16 protein-coding genes and 3 pseudogenes are annotated in these 17,043 nt (G+C 72.7%); 11 read left to right on the top strand and 8 right to left on the bottom strand.

The window, feature by feature from the left end:
• Window positions 1-51 precede the first annotated feature (51 nt).
• Window positions 52-1,449 (bottom strand): DUF6421 family protein, encoded by a 1,398-nt coding sequence (locus tag ACZ7HQ_RS16485; RefSeq protein ID WP_470989872.1) that lies wholly within the window; start codon window positions 1,447-1,449, stop codon window positions 52-54.
• A 393-nt stretch (window positions 1,450-1,842) separates the two neighbouring features.
• Here ACZ7HQ_RS16485 and ACZ7HQ_RS16480 point away from each other — a divergent pair, with 393 nt between their 5' ends.
• Window positions 1,843-2,526, top strand: coding sequence for a glycerophosphodiester phosphodiesterase (locus ACZ7HQ_RS16480; RefSeq protein ID WP_470989869.1), 684 nt, complete (start codon window positions 1,843-1,845; stop codon window positions 2,524-2,526).
• Window positions 2,527-2,548: 22 nt separating this feature from the next.
• On the opposite strand, the gene ACZ7HQ_RS16475 is transcribed toward ACZ7HQ_RS16480, so the two are convergent.
• Entirely contained in the window at window positions 2,549-3,088 is a 540-nt protein-coding gene (locus tag ACZ7HQ_RS16475) for a GNAT family N-acetyltransferase (protein WP_470989865.1), read from the bottom strand.
• A 71-nt stretch (window positions 3,089-3,159) separates the two neighbouring features.
• Between ACZ7HQ_RS16475 and ACZ7HQ_RS16470 the strand changes: the two genes are divergently transcribed.
• Window positions 3,160-3,552, top strand: coding sequence for a VOC family protein (locus ACZ7HQ_RS16470; RefSeq protein ID WP_470989862.1), 393 nt, complete (start codon window positions 3,160-3,162; stop codon window positions 3,550-3,552).
• On the opposite strand, the gene ACZ7HQ_RS16465 is transcribed toward ACZ7HQ_RS16470, so the two are convergent.
• Window positions 3,549-4,421 (bottom strand): class I SAM-dependent methyltransferase, encoded by an 873-nt coding sequence (locus tag ACZ7HQ_RS16465; RefSeq protein WP_470989859.1) that lies wholly within the window; start codon window positions 4,419-4,421, stop codon window positions 3,549-3,551. The two genes, ACZ7HQ_RS16470 and ACZ7HQ_RS16465, sit on opposite strands and share 4 nt — an antisense overlap.
• 121 nt (window positions 4,422-4,542) lie before the next feature.
• On the opposite strand from ACZ7HQ_RS16465, the pseudogene ACZ7HQ_RS16460 reads away from it, so the two are divergent.
• A pseudogene (locus tag ACZ7HQ_RS16460) lies at window positions 4,543-4,623 on the top strand (VOC family protein); the annotation flags it as partial.
• 55 nt (window positions 4,624-4,678) lie between these two features.
• Here ACZ7HQ_RS16460 and ACZ7HQ_RS16455 read toward each other — a convergent pair.
• Window positions 4,679-5,323 (bottom strand): MarR family winged helix-turn-helix transcriptional regulator, encoded by a 645-nt coding sequence (locus ACZ7HQ_RS16455; protein ID WP_470989856.1) that lies wholly within the window; start codon window positions 5,321-5,323, stop codon window positions 4,679-4,681.
• A complete protein-coding gene (locus tag ACZ7HQ_RS16450; protein WP_470989853.1) occupies window positions 5,320-7,035 on the bottom strand; it encodes an FUSC family protein in 1,716 nt (571 codons plus the stop codon). Before ACZ7HQ_RS16450 ends, ACZ7HQ_RS16455 begins: the two co-directional genes overlap by 4 nt.
• A 187-nt stretch (window positions 7,036-7,222) precedes the next feature.
• On the opposite strand from ACZ7HQ_RS16450, the gene ACZ7HQ_RS16445 reads away from it, so the two are divergent.
• The 5 genes from ACZ7HQ_RS16445 (at window position 7,223) to ACZ7HQ_RS16425 (ending at window position 11,241) form a co-directional block, all read left to right on the top strand.
• Complete coding sequence (locus ACZ7HQ_RS16445; protein ID WP_470989850.1) at window positions 7,223-7,780, top strand: DUF5134 domain-containing protein; 558 nt, start codon at window positions 7,223-7,225, stop codon at window positions 7,778-7,780.
• Between the two features lie 123 nt (window positions 7,781-7,903).
• Entirely contained in the window at window positions 7,904-8,839 is a 936-nt protein-coding gene (locus tag ACZ7HQ_RS16440; RefSeq protein WP_470989847.1) for a M56 family metallopeptidase, read from the top strand.
• Window positions 8,840-8,913: 74 nt separating this feature from the next.
• Complete coding sequence (locus tag ACZ7HQ_RS16435; RefSeq protein ID WP_470989844.1) at window positions 8,914-9,618, top strand: phosphatase PAP2 family protein; 705 nt, start codon at window positions 8,914-8,916, stop codon at window positions 9,616-9,618.
• 90 nt (window positions 9,619-9,708) lie between these two features.
• Window positions 9,709-10,398 carry an HAD family hydrolase gene (locus ACZ7HQ_RS16430; protein WP_470989842.1) on the top strand — a complete coding sequence of 230 codons (690 nt, stop codon included), beginning with the start codon at window positions 9,709-9,711 and terminating at the stop codon, window positions 10,396-10,398.
• Between the two features lie 174 nt (window positions 10,399-10,572).
• Window positions 10,573-11,241, top strand: a complete 669-nt coding sequence (locus ACZ7HQ_RS16425; protein ID WP_470989838.1) for a TetR/AcrR family transcriptional regulator — start codon at window positions 10,573-10,575, stop codon at window positions 11,239-11,241.
• Window positions 11,242-11,258: 17 nt separating this feature from the next.
• On the opposite strand, the pseudogene ACZ7HQ_RS16420 reads toward ACZ7HQ_RS16425, so the two are convergent.
• Together ACZ7HQ_RS16420 and ACZ7HQ_RS16415 are read right to left on the bottom strand one after the other, a co-directional pair.
• Window positions 11,259-11,540, bottom strand: a pseudogene (locus ACZ7HQ_RS16420) (DUF6214 family protein); the annotation flags it as partial.
• A 474-nt stretch (window positions 11,541-12,014) separates the two neighbouring features.
• Window positions 12,015-12,242 (bottom strand): annotated as a pseudogene (locus ACZ7HQ_RS16415) (DUF6214 family protein); the annotation flags it as partial.
• 201 nt (window positions 12,243-12,443) lie between these two features.
• Between ACZ7HQ_RS16415 and ACZ7HQ_RS16410 the strand changes: the two are divergent.
• Complete coding sequence (locus ACZ7HQ_RS16410; protein WP_470989835.1) at window positions 12,444-13,778, top strand: FAD-dependent oxidoreductase; 1,335 nt, start codon at window positions 12,444-12,446, stop codon at window positions 13,776-13,778.
• Between the two features lie 127 nt (window positions 13,779-13,905).
• The gene (locus ACZ7HQ_RS16405) at window positions 13,906-15,297 is read left to right on the top strand and encodes a nucleobase:cation symporter-2 family protein (protein WP_470989833.1); all 1,392 of its coding nucleotides are present in this window, start codon (window positions 13,906-13,908) and stop codon (window positions 15,295-15,297) included.
• Here the strand turns inward: ACZ7HQ_RS16405 and ACZ7HQ_RS16400 are convergent.
• Complete coding sequence (locus ACZ7HQ_RS16400; protein WP_470989831.1) at window positions 15,214-15,570, bottom strand: ArsR/SmtB family transcription factor; 357 nt, start codon at window positions 15,568-15,570, stop codon at window positions 15,214-15,216. The genes ACZ7HQ_RS16405 and ACZ7HQ_RS16400 overlap by 84 nt on opposite strands.
• A gap of 131 nt (window positions 15,571-15,701) precedes the next feature.
• Here ACZ7HQ_RS16400 and ACZ7HQ_RS16395 point away from each other — a divergent pair, with 131 nt between their 5' ends.
• A complete protein-coding gene (locus tag ACZ7HQ_RS16395) occupies window positions 15,702-16,781 on the top strand; it encodes an NADH:flavin oxidoreductase/NADH oxidase (protein ID WP_470989829.1) in 1,080 nt (359 codons plus the stop codon).
• Window positions 16,782-17,043: the final 262 nt, after the last annotated feature.

The following is a 17,043-nucleotide window of genomic DNA, read 5'->3' as shown; positions in this document are numbered from 1 at the left end:
CCTCTGCAGCAGTGTTCTGGACGCGTGAAGCAGCGTTCTCGACGCGGTCGCTCACGCGGCGACCGGCTCGGCGCTGTCCGCCGTGATGCCCTTGGTGGAGGCGATCACATTCTTCAGCTTCTTGGACAGGGCCTCGTAGAACATGCTCAGCGGAAACTCGTCCGGAAGCACGTCGTCCACGAGCTTGCGCGGCGGCTGGGTCAGGTCCAGGGCGTCAGGACCCTGGGCCCACTTGGAGCCGGGGTGCGGGGCGAGGTAGGTGCGGACCAGCTCGTAGCCGGCGAACCAGTGCACCAGCTTCGGGCGGTCGATGCCGTCCTTGTAGAGCTTCTCGATCTCGGCACACAGCTGGTTGGTGACCTGCGGGGCGCGCTCCCAGTCGATGGAGAGCTTGTTGTCGGTCCAGCGGATGACGTCGTGCTTGTGCAGGTAGGCGAAGAGCAGCTGGCCGCCGAGGCCGTCGTAGTTGCGGTTGCGGTCGCCGGTGACCGGGAAGCGGAACATACGGTCGAAGAGCACCGCGTACTGCACGTCACGGGCCTGCGGGACGCCGTCCGCCTGGAGCTTCACGGCCTCCTTGAAGGCGGTGAGGTCGCAGCGCAGCTCCTCCAGGCCGTACATCCAGAACGGCTGGCGCTGCTTGATCATGAACGGGTCGAACGGCAGGTCACCGTGACTGTGGGTGCGGTCGTGGACCATGTCCCACAGCACGAAGGCCTCTTCGCAGCGCTTCTGGTCGTGGACCATGGCGGCGATGTCCTCAGGCAGCTGGAGGCCCAGGATGCCGACGGCGGCGTCGGTGACCCGACGGAAGCGGGCGGCCTCGCGGTCACAGAAGATGCCGCCCCAGGAGAATCGTTCCGGCGCCTCACGGACGGCGATGGTCTCCGGGAAGAGGACGGCCGAGTTCGTGTCGTAGCCGGACGTGAAGTCCTCGAACGTGATGCCGCAGAACAGCGGGTTGTCGTAGCGGGTGCGCTCCAGCTCGGCCAGCCACTCGGGCCAGACCATGCGCAGCACGACCGCCTCCAGGTTGCGGTCCGGGTTGCCGTTCTGCGTGTACATCGGGAAGACGACCAGGTGCTGCAGGCCGTCCGCGCGCTGCGCGGCGGGCTGGAAGGCCAGCAGGGAGTCCAGGAAGTCCGGCACCTGGAAGCCGCCCTCGGCCCAGCGGTGCAGGTCCTTCACGAGGGCCTGGTGGTAGGCCGCGTCGTGCGGGAGCAGCGGGGACAGCTCTTCGACCGCGTCGACGACACGCCGTACGGCGGCCTCGGCGTCCGTCCTGGCCGGGGCACCCTCGGCCTCGAAGTCGATCGATCCGTCCGTGGACTGCCATGGCCGGATCCGCTCCACGGCATCCTTGAGCACGGGCCAGGCCGGGTGCTCGACCACCCTGGTCAGCGAAGAAACCTGTCCCTCCGCACCCGCCTGCACAAGAATTTCCGTCATGTCCCATCCTCCACGGGAGAAGCTCGCGTCAGGACACCGTATGCCTACCCCGTTTCAGCCAGCAAGAGGCAAGCTCAGGAAATTATTCTGTGACCTCCCTTGGTCACCGCTGTTTTTCCTGCCGTAAACCGTGACGGCGCTCACTTTCACCGACGACGCCCGCCCGTCGCGCCGTGCGCCGCGGGGACGGTCAAGCGTGCGGGGACTCGCCCACGACAGGGTGACGGCAAGGCGAATACCGGCCAGCTGACCGCCGCCACGCACCCGGATGCCTCATGCACGTGCGGGTTCATCGCGGGGCCCGGCCATTAGGCTGCGACTCTGCTCGCGCGGACGACGGCGTCCGCCCGTCCCGCGCGTGCCGAACCGCCGTCGACGGAAGCGAGTCGAACCTTGAACTTCCTTACCATCGGTCACCGCGGGGTCATGGGTGTCGAGCCCGAGAACACCCTTCGTTCCTTCGTCGCCGCGCAGATCGCCGGCCTCGACCTGATCGAACTGGATCTGCATCTGAGCAAGGACGGCGCCCTGGTCGTCATGCACGACGCAGAGGTGGACCGTACGACCGACGGCACCGGATTGATCGCCGACAAGACCCTGGCCGAGCTGCGTGCCCTGGACGCGGGCCGCGGGGAGCGGGTGCCGGTGTTCGAGGAGGTGCTGGACGCGGTGCACAAGCCGCTGCAGGCCGAGATCAAGGATGTGGCGGCGGCCCGGGCACTGGCGAAGGTGATGCACGAGCGCGACCTGGTCGGGCGCGTCGAGGTGTCCTCGTTCCACGACGAGGCGGTCGCCGAGATCGCCCGGCTGGTCCCGGGCGTGCGCACGGCGCTGATCGCGAGCCGCTACGGCACGGACGTGGTGGAGCGCGCGGTCGCCGTGGGCGCGGCGACCGTCTGCCTCAACATCCGGCGGCTCACCCTGGAGGTCGTCGAGCACGCGCGCGCGTCCGGGCTGCGGATCATCGGCTGGGTCGTCAACACCCAGGATCATCTGCGGCTGGTGCGCGCCCTGGAACTGGACGGCGCGACGACCGACTTCCCGGAGATCAAGCGCACCGGGCGCTTCACCGCGTAGGGCCCCCTCGCGGGGGCAAAGCTCACGCGAGCTTCTTGACCAGCAGCTCGAATTGCAGGTCCGCGCGCTGCGGGATGCCGAAGCGCTCGTCCCCGTACGGGAAGGGCGACATCTTTCCCGTACGGCGGTAGCCGCGGCGCTCGTACCAGGCGATCAGGTCGTCCCGTACGGAGATCACCGTCATGTGCATCTCCGTGACGCCCCAGGTCTCGCGGACCCGGCGCTCGGCCTCCGCCATGACCGTCTTGCCGAGGCCCGCGCCCTGCAAGGTGGGGCTGACCGCGAACATGCCGAAGTAGGCGTGGTCGCCGCGGTGTTCGAGCTGGCAGCAGGCGACGATCCGGTCGCCCTGTTCCACGGTCAGCAGCCGGCTGTCGGGTGACTTGATCACCTCCAGCACGCCCTCCGGGTCCGTCCGCCGGCCCTCCAGGATGTCCGCCTCGGTCGTCCACCCGGCCCGGCTGGCGTCCCCGCGGTAGGCCGACTCGATCAGCGCGACCAGCGCGTCGACGTCGGCGTCGGTGGCGTCGCGGAAGGTGGGTCCGGGTGCGGCGGTGTCCATGGGGCTGCCTTTCGGTCTCGGGCGTGGCTGAGCCAGGGTCGAGGGTAACCCTGCTACTAGGCTCCGCCTGCATGGTGCACGTACTCAGCAGCCGGACCCTGCTCACCCCCACCGACCCCGAGCGCTCCCGGGCCTTCTACGGCGACCAGTTGGGGCTCGCCGTCTACCGCGAGTTCGGCACGGGGCCCGAGCGCGGGACGGTCTACTTCCTGGGCGGCGGCTTCCTGGAGGTCTCGGGGAGTTCGAAGACGCCGCCGTCGCCCCCGGTCCGGCTCTGGCTGCAGGTCGACGACGTGAGGGCCGCGCACGAGGAGTTGCGGGCGAAGGGCGTCGGTATCGTCCGGCCGCCGGTGAAGGAGCCGTGGGGCCTGGTCGAGATGTGGATCGCGGACCCGGACGGCACCCGCATCGCACTGGTGGAGGTCCCGGCGGACCATCCGCTGCGGTACCGGCCGGGAATCTAGGGCCGGTCCGACGATCCCCGCCGGAGGCCCTGGCGTCCCGCCGGGTCCCTGGGCCTGGTCCCCGTGGTGAGCACGTGACCGCTGACACCGAGCAGCGAGGGCACGGACTCGGTCTGCCGCATCGCCGCCAGGACCAGCGCCCGGCGCTCCGGGTCCTCGAGCCAGGAGTCGACGTCGCCCATCAGCCAGGCCGCGCCCTCGAGGCCGTACTGCCCGTGCGGCGCCAGACGGGCGTCGGTGAACTCCGCGGGGACGTCCTCCGGTGCGTGGAAGTACGCCGTGGTGAACATCGCCTTCGGCCCGCGGCCCGGCCGCAGCCGTCCGTCCGCGGCCGCCGCCTCGATGTGCGGACGCCGGTCGGCGTCGAAGTACATGCCCCGGGCCAGCGTGTCGTGCAGTCCCGCGAACCGGTTGATCGTGGCGGCGACCACGAGACCGCCCGGGCGTACCACCCGCCGCGCCTCGGCGAGGGCACGCACCCGGTCCGCGCGCTCGGGCAGGTGGTAGAGCGGGCCGAGGAGCAGTACGACGTCCACGGAGGCGTCCGGCGCGTCCAGGGCGCGCGCGTCGCCGTGGCGGGCCCGTACGCCCGGCAGCCGTGCCGCCCGTGCGACGTGCAGGGGTACCGGGTCGAGGAGTTCCACGTCGTGGCCGTCGGCGGCGAGCCACTCGGCGTGCACACCGCTGCCTCCGCCCACGTCGAGGACCCTGGCCGGAGCGGGCGGCAGGAGCCGGCGCAGAACGTCCTGGGTACGCCAGAACTCCAGGCGTCCGGCACCCGCGCGCAGCCGGGCGTCCTCCTGGTCCCGGCCGTAGTACTCGGCGATCTCCTCGGCCAGCGACGGTGCCGTGGTGCCCTCGGTGTCCATGGCCGGAGTCTTTCCGCACCCCCTGCGCACCGGCAAGCGATTTGGACTCCCGGGACTGTCCCGGACAGCCGTGGCGGGGAGCCGGGGTCAGCGTGCCGGGAGGGGTCTGTGCACGGTGTGGAGGTCCTGCGCCGAGCTGTTCGGGTGGCGGCCGACGACCGATCCGCGGCAGGAGGCGGGCGGCTGCACGGTGGCGCACCTGCCACCGGGCCGGGAAGGCGGGCTGAGCGGCACATGCGGCGGCCGCCGGACAGACCCTAGGCGCGCAGTGCGCCCATGTGGCCCTCCAAGTGGCTCAGCAACTCGGCCAGCAGGCCCGCGAGTTCGCCCTGACCTTCTGGAGCCAGCACCGACAACACGGCCGTTTCGTAGTGGAGTTGCTCCGGGAGGATGCCGTCGACCAGGTCGCGTCCGGTGTCGGTGAGGCGGAGGTGGGCGACGCGGCGGTCGCGGCTGTCACCGCGCCGCTCGACGAGACCGCGTTCGGTCAGCTGCTTGAGCCGCTTGGTGACGGCGGCCCCGGAGGAGAAGGTCTCACGGGCCAGTTCCCCGGGCGTCAGCTCGTGGCCGGTGCGGCGCAGCGCCCCCAGCAGGTCGAACTCGGGACGACTGAGCCCGGCCCGGCGCAACGGCGCGTCCTCCGCCTGCTGGAGCAGCGCGGCACAGCGGTTGATCCGGCCGATGACCTCCATGGGCCCGGTGTCCAGCTCGGGGTGTACGGCCTGCCATTGCCGGACGACGGCGGACACGGTGTCACGGCGGCCGGTGGTGCCGGTGCCCGCGCCGGGGGCGCTGTCCGTGCCGCTGCCGATGTCCGTGCCGGCGGCGGCGTCCATGTCGGGACCGGGGTCCGTGCCGGCCGTGTCCTTCGCCGGCGTGCGTCCGCCGTTCGTCGCCCTCATGGCCGTATGTCCTCCGTCGTCCTGTCCGGGTTCTGGCCGGGGTTCTGGCCCTGGGGCTGGTGCGCCTGGCCCTGGTCCTGGTCCTGGGTCCGCGGTGCGAACCCCTGGCGTCGTACCGTCGCCGCGAGCGTACGGTGTCCGGACTGCTCGGCGAGCACGACCCGCTCCTCGGGCAGGGCGCGCTGCCACCACTCGCCGTACGCGGCGTCGGCCGTGGCGCGCAGGTCGACGAGGGCGGCGGCGAGGGTGCGCCGGGCGGACTCCAGGGCGCGGGGGGCGGGGTGCGGCTCGGCCAGCAGCCGGGCGGCGTTCTCGCGGGCGCGTTCCGCGGCGGTCAGCGCGTTTTCGAGCCGGTCGCCTGCGCGCCGGTTGGTGACGGCGACGGCCGCGACGAAGCCGACCAGCGCGCCGACGGCGGTGTCCGCGACCCGCTCGGTCATCAGCTCGGCCGGGTTCTGGGCGCGGGTGAACTCGGTGATGAGCAGGGCCATCGGGGTCACACAGACGCTGCCGAGCCAGTAGTTGCGGCCGATGAGCGCCTCGGCACCGAAGTTGAGGGCCAGGGTGCACAGCACCAGGGCGGCCGGGTGGAGGTGGGCCAGCGGGGCGAGTACGGCGAACAGGAGGACCCCGACGACGTTGCCGACGACGCGCTGGATGCCGCGGCTCCAGGTGAGGGTGACGTTGGCCTGGTAGAGGGAGGCGGCGGTGACCAGCGCCCAGTAGGGGCGGCCGACCCCGAGCGCCAGCGAGGCGTACCCGGCGAGGGCGCAGCCGATCGCGGTGCGTGCGGCGATCGGGGCGAGAGGGGCCAGGCGGTGACGCAACGGCCGTCGCGGATGAGCGAGTTCGGTCTCCACTCCGAGGAGTTCGTCGGCGGCCTCGCGCGGGGAGTGGACGCGCGGGATGCGGCCGGTGCCGCGCAGCGCGCGGGCCCAGGCACGCAGCCGTGCGGGGTCGGTGTCGGCGGGGGCGGCGAGGGCGACCTCGGCGCGGACGAGGAGCCGTTCGAGGGCGCGCCGGGTGCGGTCGGGCCGGGCGCCGGCGGCGAGCAGCGACTGCCAGGCGGCGTGGATCGCGGCGGCGGCCGCGGCACGGGCCCGGGCGTGACCCTCGGCGGTGCCGCGCGTGTCGGCGTATCCGGCGGCGGTGCGCAGCGCCTGGGCGGTGGCGCGCCGCTCCGGGCCGTACGGGCGCAGCAGTCCGGGCGCCATGCCGACCAGCCAGGCCCAGGCGCCGGCCGCCAGGGCCAGCCCCACGTGTCCCGGCACCTGGCCGAGGGTCTGGGGTGCGAACAGCGAGGCGGAGCTGATGAAGGTCAGGACCACGTGCGCGGGGGGTCCGAGCCGGGTGGCGTCGCATGCGGTCTTCTGGACGGCCGCCATGACGGCGCCGACGGTGACCAGGACGACGGGGTCGGCGGTGAGCGACGCGGCGAGCAGGGAGACGGCCAGACCTGCGACCATGCCGAGCACCACCCAGGCGAGGACCCGGGCGCGGGCGGAGTAGGGCCGGTTGTGGCCGTAGAGGGCGCACAGCGACCCGGCCATCGTGTACATCGCGAGGTCGAGGCGGCCGAGCGCCAGCAGGACCAGGTTGGGCGGGGCGACCGCGGCGACCACGCTCAGCGCGGGCTTGAACCAGATGTCGGAGGGCCGCCCGAGGCGGAGCACTCCGGCGAGGGGAAGTCGAGGACGGGTCGCACTGCTCATACCATCAACTTAACATGTGTTTTACTCGTGAAATTCCTTCGCCGGGCCCTTCGTGCCCCTTCCCCAGGGGGCGCGCTCACCTGGCGTGCTACGCCGCGTGCTCCCCGTGTACACCCTTGCGCTTGCGTGCGCTCCGCGTGGCGCGGGCATCGCATTCCTCGACCGACCGACGAGCGGGGAGGTGCGCGTGCACGGACCGGTGCCGGCAGCGTGGCTGCTGGTCGCACTGTGCGCCGCGACCGGCGCCTACTGCCTGCTGCGGATGCGCAGCGGTGTCGAGGAGCAGCGCCGGGCCGCGGGCGGCGAGGCGCTCATGGGCTTCGGCATGGCCGTGATGGCCGTACCGGCCGCGGCGTTCACGCCGCCGAGGTGGGCGTGGCCGTTGTACGCGGCGGTGTTCGGCGCGGCGGCGCTGCGTGCGCTGTGGGCCGCGCGCGCCGCCCCGCACCATCTGCACCACCTGGTGGGTGCGGCCGCGATGGTCTACATGTCGGTGACGATGGCCGTGGCCCCGCCCGGCGCGCACCATGCGCACGGCGACACCGGGGTGCCGTTGCTGACCGGGGCGCTCCTCGCGTACTTCACGGGGTACGTACTGCTCGCCGGCGCCCGTCTGGTGCCGGCCGCCGTCGCGGTGGCCGGCGCCGGCGGCGGCCCGGCCGGCTGGGGCGACCGGCCGGAGCTGGCGCGGGCCTGCCGGCTGTCCATGGGGATCGGGATGGTGGCCATGCTGCTCACGTTGTGAGCGCGCCGCACAGGGCGTGGTCGATGCCGCTCGTCACGGTGGCGCGAGCGCGTGCGTTGCCTGCGTCACTTCGGTGGCGCGGACCGTACCCGTGAGCGGCTCCGCGCTCATAGGGTGCTGACCATGATGGTCCCCGTGACCCTGCTGCTGCTCGGCGCCCTGACCGCCGTCGTCGCCCCGCGGCTGCTCGCCCGGGCCGACTGGCCGGACCGTGAACCGGTCGTCGCCCTCTGGGTGTGGCAGTGCGTCGTGGCGGCCGTCCTGCTGTGCTGTCTGCTGTCGATGACCCTGAGCGCGTCGGCCGCCTGGCAGGCGGTACGCGGCCATGTGTTCGCCCGGGCGCCGCACACGGTCGTGGACGCCTACGCCCTCGGCACGGCCGGCCCGTGGGCGGCGCCCACCGCCGTACTGCTCGCCGCCGGCGGCCTGTGGAGCCTCACGATGCTGGTCCGCGAGGTCGCACGGGCCCGGACCCGGCGGCGCGCGGGGCGGGCCGAACTCCTCGTGCGAGCTCCGCTGTTGCCGGGCGAGGAACCGGCGAGCGGCCGGCTGGTGGTGCTGGAGGGCGAGCGGCCCGACGCCTGGTGGCTGCCCGGTGCGGCACCCCGGCTGGTCATCACGACAGCCGCGCTGCGCCGCCTGAAAGGGCGTCAGCTGGACGCGCTCCTGGCCCATGAGCAGGGCCACGCCCAGGCCCGCCACGACTGGCTGCTGCACTGCTCGGCGGCGCTGGCGGGCGGCTTCCCGCAGGTTCCGGTGTTCGCCGCGTTCCGCGACGAGATGCACCGCCTGGTCGAACTGGCCGCCGACGACATGGCCTCCCGGCGGTTCGGCCGGCTGACGACCGCGTTGGCACTGGTCGAACTCAACGAGGAGCGGGGCGTGTTCGGGCCCTGCCCCACCCCGCAGGCCCATGTGCCCCAGCGTGTGGACCGACTGCTCACTCCCCCGGACCGGCTCCCGGCCCTGCGCCGGCTGCGCCTGACGGCGGTGGCGGCGCTGGTGCCGGCGATCCCGGTGCTGGTGGCCCTGGTTCCGGGTCTGCGGGCGCTCGGCTGAGTCCGGCGGCACGGTACGCCGTGCGATCGGCCGGTCGATGGCGACATGGCCGCCCGATCGACAAGGATCGCGGCATGCACCCCAGCCCCACCGCGACCCCGCCCCGCCGACACACCCTGCGCACCGCCGCCCTCCTCGCAGCCGCCCTCGGTGTGTGCTGCGCCCTGCTGTCGGCCCTGGTCGTGATCGACTGGCATCCGCTGCTCGATCTGGACGGCGCCATCTCCCGTACGACCCATCACCGGGCGGTCCGCGACCGCGCTCTCACGCACGTCTTCCGGGTGCTGACGGACTGGGTCTGGGATCCGCTGACCATGCGTCTGGTGTGCGCGGCGGCCGTGGTGTGGCTGGTGTGGCGGCACTCCTGGTGGACGGCGCTGTGGCTGGCGGCCACCGTGACCGTGGCGGCGTTCGTGCAGCAGACGGTCAAGGACGCCGTCGGCCGGCCGCGTCCGGTGTGGCCGGACCCGGTCGACTCCGCCCACTACGGGGCCTTCCCCTCCGGGCACGCCATGACGGCCACCGTGGTCTGCGGACTGCTGCTGTGGCTGCTGCACCGCTTCGGCGCGGGCCGCGCCCTGTGGCGTACGGCCGTGGCGGCGGCCGTGGTCTCGGTGCTGGGTGTGGGCGTCACCCGGGTGTGGCTGGGCGTCCACTGGCCCTCGGACGTGCTCGGCGGCTGGCTGTTCGGGGCCTTGGCGGTGGCCCTGGCCGTGGTGGTGCTCGAGTGGCCCCGGCGCCGCCACGCCCGGGGTACGGGTGTCGGCGGTCCCCGCTAGGGCCCGTCCGGCGGATCGGGCCGGCTCCGGGCAACGGCTTCCTGCCGGCGACTCCCGCATGATCCGCCGACAGGCCCTAGGGTCGGGCGCATGACTGCCGTGTTGTTCGACTTCTCCGGGACGCTGTTCCGCGTCGAGTCCACCGAGTCCTGGCTGCGTGCGGTGCTGGCCGAGACGGGACACATCCTGCCCGAACCCGAACTGCTCCGGACGGCGCGGGCCTTGGAGGAGGCCGGGGCGCTGGCGGGCGGCGCTTCGCCGAGGGGACTGCCGGAGGATCTGGCCGAGGTCTGGGCGGTGCGGGACGAGAGCGCGGCGCTGCACCGGGCCGCCTACACGGGCCTGTCCCGGCGGGTGCCGCTGCCCGACCCCGCACTCCACGACGCGCTGTACGCACGGCACATGACGCCCGCTGCCTGGGCCCCGTACCCGGACGCCGCCGAGGTGCTGCGCACGCTGCGCGAGCGCGGGATCGGCGTCGGCGTGGTCAGCAACGTCGGCTGGGACCTGCGGCCGGTGTTCCGCGAGCACGGGCTCGACCCCTGTGTGGACGCGTACGTGCTGTCGTACGAGCACGGCGTGCAGAAGCCGGACGCGCGGCTGTTCTCGGTCGCCTGTGCGGCACTGGGCGCCGATCCGCGGCAGGTGCTGATGGTCGGCGACAGCAAGGAGGCGGACGGCGGCGCGGCCGCGCTCGGGTGCCGGGTGCACCTCGTCGACCACCTGCCGGTGACGGAGCGGCCCGACGCACTGCTGCCGGTACTGGACCTGGTGGTCTGAGACCCGGAAGCCACCGACCGGTCGGCGACAAACGGCTGGTTCCTGCGCCATCCGCCTGAGACGATCCCCCGCGTCGCCCCAGACGGACGGCAGCCCGGAACAGGGTCCGCGCACGGCGATACCCCCTGCGGTGAGTATAGTTGGCTGCTAGCCAGTCAACGCAGGAGTTACAGGATGTCCCCGCGCAGCGCCTCGGTCAATGAAGAGTTGCGACGACGTTCCCGGGAGCGTCTGTTGCAGGCCGCGGTGGAACTGGTCGACGAGCGCGGCTACGAGGCCACCACACTGGGTGACATCGCCGACCGGGCCGGATCGGCGCGCGGCCTTGTGTCGTACTACTTCCCCGGCAAGCGCCGGCTGGTGCAGTCCGCCGTGCACCGGCTGATGCACCGGACGCTGGAGGAGGCGCTGGAGCGGGAACCGCGCACCGAGGACGGCCGGGAACGGCTCGCCCGGGCCATCGACGCGATCCTGGGGCTGGCCCGCGACCGTCCGGTGCTGATGCGTCAGCACATGGCGGGGCTGCTTCAGGCGGAGGGCTTTGTCCAGTGCCCGGAGCAGCGCCGGCTGTCGGAGCTGCTCAGCGACACCGTCGCCCGGTACGGCTCCGAGGACGTCGCCGGCGACTATCCGCTGCTGCGGTCCCTGTTGATGGGTGCGGTGTACGCGGCGCTGATCCCGGGGGCGCCGATGCCCGTGCCGGTGCTGCGGGCCGAACTGTTCCAGCGGTACGGGCTCGACTGGCAGTCGGGAGTGCCGCCGGAGAGCGTGCCGCGCGGGGAGGCGCGGGATCAGGACCTGTCCCGGTTCTTCGCCACGGAGGAGCGCCCGAGCCGCCCCTGACGGGCAGCCAGCTGACTTCAGTGGCGACGGCGCGCATGACGGGGCGTCAGGTAACCCGCGTCCCGTGCCCGGGCGATCAGCCTCAGGGAGCGGCGACGGCTGTGTCCGGTCGCGCTCATCACGGCGAGCACCGGGTCGGAGCCCCGCTCCTGTGCGGTGCGGTACTCCTGAGCGACGAGCCGCCGGCCCTCGGCGCCCCGCGGCCAGCCGGGCCGGGCGCGGCGCGGCCCCACCCAGAGCACGCCACTCTCCTCATGGCCGCCGGCCACCGGCTTGTGAACGGTGCCGTCGAGCAGGGGCTTGTGAACAGCGCCGTCCGGTGCCGACTTGTGAACCGTGCCGTACACCAACGGCTCGTGAACTGCGCTGTCCGCTCCCGGCTCGTGAACTGCGCTGTCCCCTCCCGGCTCGTGAACCGTGCCGTACGGCATCGGCTCGTGAACCGTGCCGTACGGCATCGGCTCGTGAACCGGGTGGTCGGCCATCGGTTCGCGCTCCGGGCGGGCGGCCACCCGCTCGGGCAGCGCCCCGTCGATCACCAGCGTGTCATCCGGGCCGTCGGCCACCGGCCCGTGCTCCCGGCCGTCGGCCGCCAACTCGTGCCGCCCCTCCGGGTGTCGGTCGCCGTCCCAGTCGCGGTCGCCCTGTCCCTGTCCCTGTCCCTCGCCCTGTCCCTGTCCCTCGCCCTGTCCCTGTCCCTCGCCCTGTCCCTGTCCCTCGCCCTGTCCCTGTCCCTCGCCCTGTCCCTGGCCCTGGCCCTCGTGCGGCCGCTCCGGCGCCAGACCGCACGACGCGAACAACGGCCCCTCGATCCAGTTCGCGAGCACCGTCAGGTCGGCGAGGGACAGGGCCGGCTGCGCGCTGACGTCCTCGATGGACACGCGTCCGTCGCGCAGGACGGCAAGGGCGTCGACGCGGGCGCCGTCACGGAACGCCAGCTGGACGTGGTACCAGGACGTGGTGGCGCCACCGTGCTCCCGCACCTTCCACGCAGGCCACACGGACACCGCGCCGTCCTTCGCATTCCGATCAGAAAGATCAAGAAAGGATGCTTCTAGCACACACGCAACGTAACCTCATGATCGCATTCCATACGAACGGACACGCGTCGAGGTCACCCCGCCGGCCCCTGCCGCCACGGGCCGGGGGGTGCCATGCTGGAGCCGTCCGCACACTCCTCCTTCGAGGCAAGGAGTACCGCTGTGCTGCGTGTCGCCGTCGTCGGTTCGGGGCCGAGCGGGTGCTACACCGCCCAGACCCTGGTTCAGCGGGACCCCGGAGTGTGCGTGGACGTCCTGGACCGGCTGCCGTGCCCCTACGGCCTGGTCCGCTACGGCGTCGCCCCGGACCACGAGAAGATCAAGTCCCTGCAGGGCAGCCTCAGGACGGTGCTGGAGCACGAGCGGGTGCGGTTCCTCGGCGGCATCCGGGTGGGCGGCCCCGGCGGGCTGCCGGTGGAGCGGCTGCGGGAGGCGTACCACGCGGTGGTGTACTGCGTGGGCGCCGCCACCGACCGCCGGCTGGGGATCCCGGGCGAGGAGCTGCCGGGCAGCTGGTCCGCGACCGACTTCGTGGCCTGGTACAGCGCGCATCCGGACGCGGCCGACGCGGGCTTCCTGCGCGGGGCGCGGTCGGCCGTCGTCATCGGCGTGGGCAACGTCGCGGTGGACGTGACCCGGATGCTGGTGCGGGGTGCCGCGGAGCTGCGCCCGACGGACATCCCGCAGGCGGCGCTGGACACGCTGGCGGCGAGCGGCATCACCGACGTGCACATGGTGGGCCGGCGCGGCCCCGCACAGGCCCGCTTCACCACCAAGGAGCTGCGCGAGCTGGGTGCGCTGCCCGGTACCGAGGTCACCGTCGAGCCGGCGGACCTGGCGCTGGATCCGGTCGACGCCGGCGCGCTGCCCGCCGTACAGCGCCGCAATCTGGAGGTGCTGCGCGACTGGGCCGCCCGGCCGCCGGTCACCGCCGCCCGGCGCATCGGGCTGCGGTTCTTCCTGCGCCCCGTGGAGCTGCTGGAGGACGCGGGCCGGGTGGGCGCCGTGCGGTTCGAGCGCACGGTTCCGGACGGGCTGGGCGGGGTGACGGGCACCGGCCGGTTCGAGGACGTGCCCGCCCAGTTGGTGCTGCGCTCGGTGGGCTATCGCGGGGTTCCGCTGGACGGGCTGCCGTTCGACCCGGCGAGCGGCACGGTGCCGAACACACAGGGGCGTGTCGTACGCGACGGTGTCCCCTCCCCCGGTGAGTACGTCGCCGGATGGATCAAGCGCGGCCCGACGGGTGTCATCGGCACCAACCGGCCCTGCGCCAAGGAGACGGCGGCGTCCCTGCTCGCGGACGCCCCCGCGCTGCTCGGCAGGCAGCTGCCGGAGGACCCGGTGACGGCGCTGCGGGCGGCCGGGGTGGAACCCGTGCCCTGGGCGGGGTGGCTGGCGATCGAGCAGGCCGAGGCCGCGCTGGGCGCGCAGCTGGGGCGGAGCGTGGTCAAGCTGGCCGACTGGGACGCGCTGCTCACGGCGGCCCGCTCGGCGTAGTGCCACGGCCCGTCCGCCCGGCGGCATGACACACACCGGCAACAGACCGGAAATCAACAAACTGTTCAAGGCGCTTACGGTCTCGTCCTGTTCGGATGCCACTCCCCCCGCCGCTCACGGAGTCCCCATGACCACGACCGCTGACGTCCATCCCGTCGACGAGATCCCCCCGGCACGGCAGCTGACCGCCTTCGGGCTGCAGCACGTGCTCGCGATGTACGCCGGGGCCGTCGCCGTGCCGCTGATCGTGGGCGGCGCGATGCGGCTGTCCCCCGCGGACCTGGCGTACCTGATCACCGCCGATCTGCTGGTGTGCGGGATCGCCACGCTGATCCAGTGTGTCGGCTTCTGGCGGTTCGGCGTCCGGCTGCCGATCATGCAGGGCTGTACGTTCGCGGCCGTGTCGCCGATGGTGCTCATCGGGACGACGGGCGGCGGACTGCCCGCGATCTACGGCTCGGTGATCGTCGCCGGCCTCGCGATCATGCTGCTCGCTCCCGTCTTCGGCAGGCTGTTGCGCTTCTTCCCGCCCCTGGTGACCGGCACGGTGATCCTGATCATCGGGATCTCGCTGCTGCCGGTCGCGGGCAACTGGGCGGCGGGCGGCGCCGGCGCGAAGGACTTCGGCGCGCCGAAGAACCTGGCGCTGGCCGCCTTCGTGCTGGTGGTGGTGCTGGCCGTGCAGCGGTTCGGTCCTGCCTCGCTCGGCCGTGTCGCCGTACTGATCGGCATCGCGGTCGGTCTCGCGGTCGCCGTGCCCTTCCACTTCACGGACTTCAGCGGGGTCGGGGACGCCGACTGGGTGGGCGTCAGCACGCCGTTCCACTTCGGGGCGCCGCAGTTCAAGGCGTCCGCGATCGTGTCCATGTTGGTGGTGGCCGTTGTCACCATGACCGAGACGACCGGTGATCTGATCGCGGTCGGCGAGCTGACCGGGCGGAAGGTCGAGCCGCGTTCCCTGTCCGACGGGCTGCGTGCGGACGGCCTGTCGACCGTGCTGGGCGGCGTGTTCAACACCTTCCCGTACACGGCGTACGCGCAGAACGTGGGCCTGGTCGGCATGACCCGGGTGCGCAGCCGCTGGGTGGTCGCCGTGGCCGGCGGGATCCTGGTGCTGCTCGGTCTGCTGCCCAAGCTGGGCGCGGTCGTCGCGGCGATCCCGGCGCCGGTGCTGGGCGGCGCGGGTCTGGTGATGTTCGGGACGGTCGCGGCGAGCGGGCTGCGGACGCTGGCACGGGTGGACTTCCGTGGCAACGACAACCTGACCGTGGTGGCCGTGTCGGTGGCGATCGGCATGCTGCCGGTGGGGGTGCCTGCGGTCTACGAGAAGTTCCCCGACTGGTTCCAGACGGTGATGAACAGCGGGATCAGCGCGGGCTGTCTGTCCGCGATCGTACTGAACCTGCTCTTCAACCACCTTCGCGGTGAGGCGGGTTCAGGTGCGCTCGCCGAGTCGGCCGGCCTGCCGGTCGGCGGCGGCCAGGAGGCTGTCGAGCAGGCCCGGGAAGAGCCCGTCTAGATCGTCCCGGCGCAGACCGTTCATCTTGGCGGTGCCCCGGTAGATCTGCCGGACGACCCCGCTCTCGCGCAGCACCCTGAAGTGGTGGGTCGTGGTGGACTTGGTCACCGGCAGGTCGAACTGGGAGCAGGTCAACTCGGCTTCCTGGGCGGCCAGTTCACGCACGATCTGCAGCCGCATCGGGTCGGACAGCGCGTGCAGCACGGACTCCAGCCGGATCTCCGCCCGCTCCGGGTGCGGCAGCGCACGGCCGGTGGTGGGGGTGTCGGTCACGGCGGCTGCCCTTCGTCGCGGAACTCCTCGGCCGTGAGCATTGTACGAGGGGCATCGTAGTTTGACACTCCTCGTAGTACGAGGGTTATCGTACGAGCCGGTCATTGGTGCCGTGACGAACGGAGTCTGTCGTGAGCGCGCTCTTCGAGAGCATCACCCTGCGCGAAGTGACCATCCCGAACCGGGTGTGGATGCCCCCGATGTGCCAGTATTCGGCCGAGCCGGAGGGCCCGCTCGCGGGCGCCCCGCACGACTGGCACTTCGCGCACTACGCGGCGCGTGCCACGGGCGGCACCGGCCTGGTCGTCGTGGAGGCCACCGCGGTCGCGCCGGAGGGCCGGATCTCCCCGTACGACCTCGGCCTGTGGAACGACACGCAGGTGGAGGCCTTCCGCCGGATCACCCGCTTCCTCGCCGCCCAGGGCACGGTGCCGGCGGTCCAGCTCGCGCACGGTGGACGCAAGGCGTCGACCGACCGGCCCTGGAAGGGCGGTGCGCCGGTCGGTCCGCGGGAGCACGGCTGGCAGCCGGTCGCCCCGAGCGCGGTGCCCTTCGACGAACGCCACCCGGTGCCCAGCGAGCTGACGGTGCACCAGATAACCGAGATCGTGGGCCAGTTCGCCGCCGCGGCCCGCCGGGCGCTCGCCGCCGGCTTTCAGGTCGCCGAGATCCACGGCGCCCACGGCTACCTGATCAACGAGTTCCTGTCCCCGCACTCCAACCACCGCACCGACGCCTACGGCGGCTCGTACGAGAACCGCACCCGGTTCGCGCTAGAGGTCGTGGACGCCGTGCGCGCGGTGTGGCCCGAGGACAAGCCGCTGTTCTTCCGCATCTCCGCCACCGACTGGCTCGAGGAGAACGGCTGGACCCCGGACGACACGGTCCGCTTCGCCCATGACCTGCACGCCCACGGCATCGACCTGCTCGACGTCTCCACCGGCGGCAACGCCTCCGGGGTGACGATTCCGACCGGCCCCGGCTACCAGGTGCCGTTCGCCGCCCGGGTGAAGGCCGAGACCCCGCTGCGCGTCGCGGCCGTGGGCCTGATCACCGAGGCCGAGCAGGCCGAGAAGATCGTGACGAACGGCGAGGCGGACGCCGTACTGCTGGGCCGCGAGCTGCTGCGCAACCCGTCCTGGGCCCGGCACGCGGCCCGCGAACTCGGCGGCGAGGTCCGGGTTCCCGACCAGTATCACCGGTCGGTCTGAACACGGCAGGCTTGTCGGCTGCGGGGCGGCAAGCCGGTCGGCTCCTTTCCCGGCGTGGGACGCGACAAGCCGGTCGGCTGCGGCCCGCCGCGGGGTGACACGTTGGCCGGCTGCAGCCCGTGCCACGGGGCGGCAAGCCGATCGGCTGCAAGCCCGCTATGGGACGACAGTGGGGTCCCACGGCTGCAACCCCGGCTGCCAGGCGGCAGCAAACCGACCAGTTCCTCGCCCCCGCATCCCCGCAACAGCCGACCGACCGGCC

This window comes from Streptomyces sp. NPDC037290 (assembly GCF_055603245.1).
This window is presented reverse-complemented; position numbering and strand designations above follow the sequence as displayed.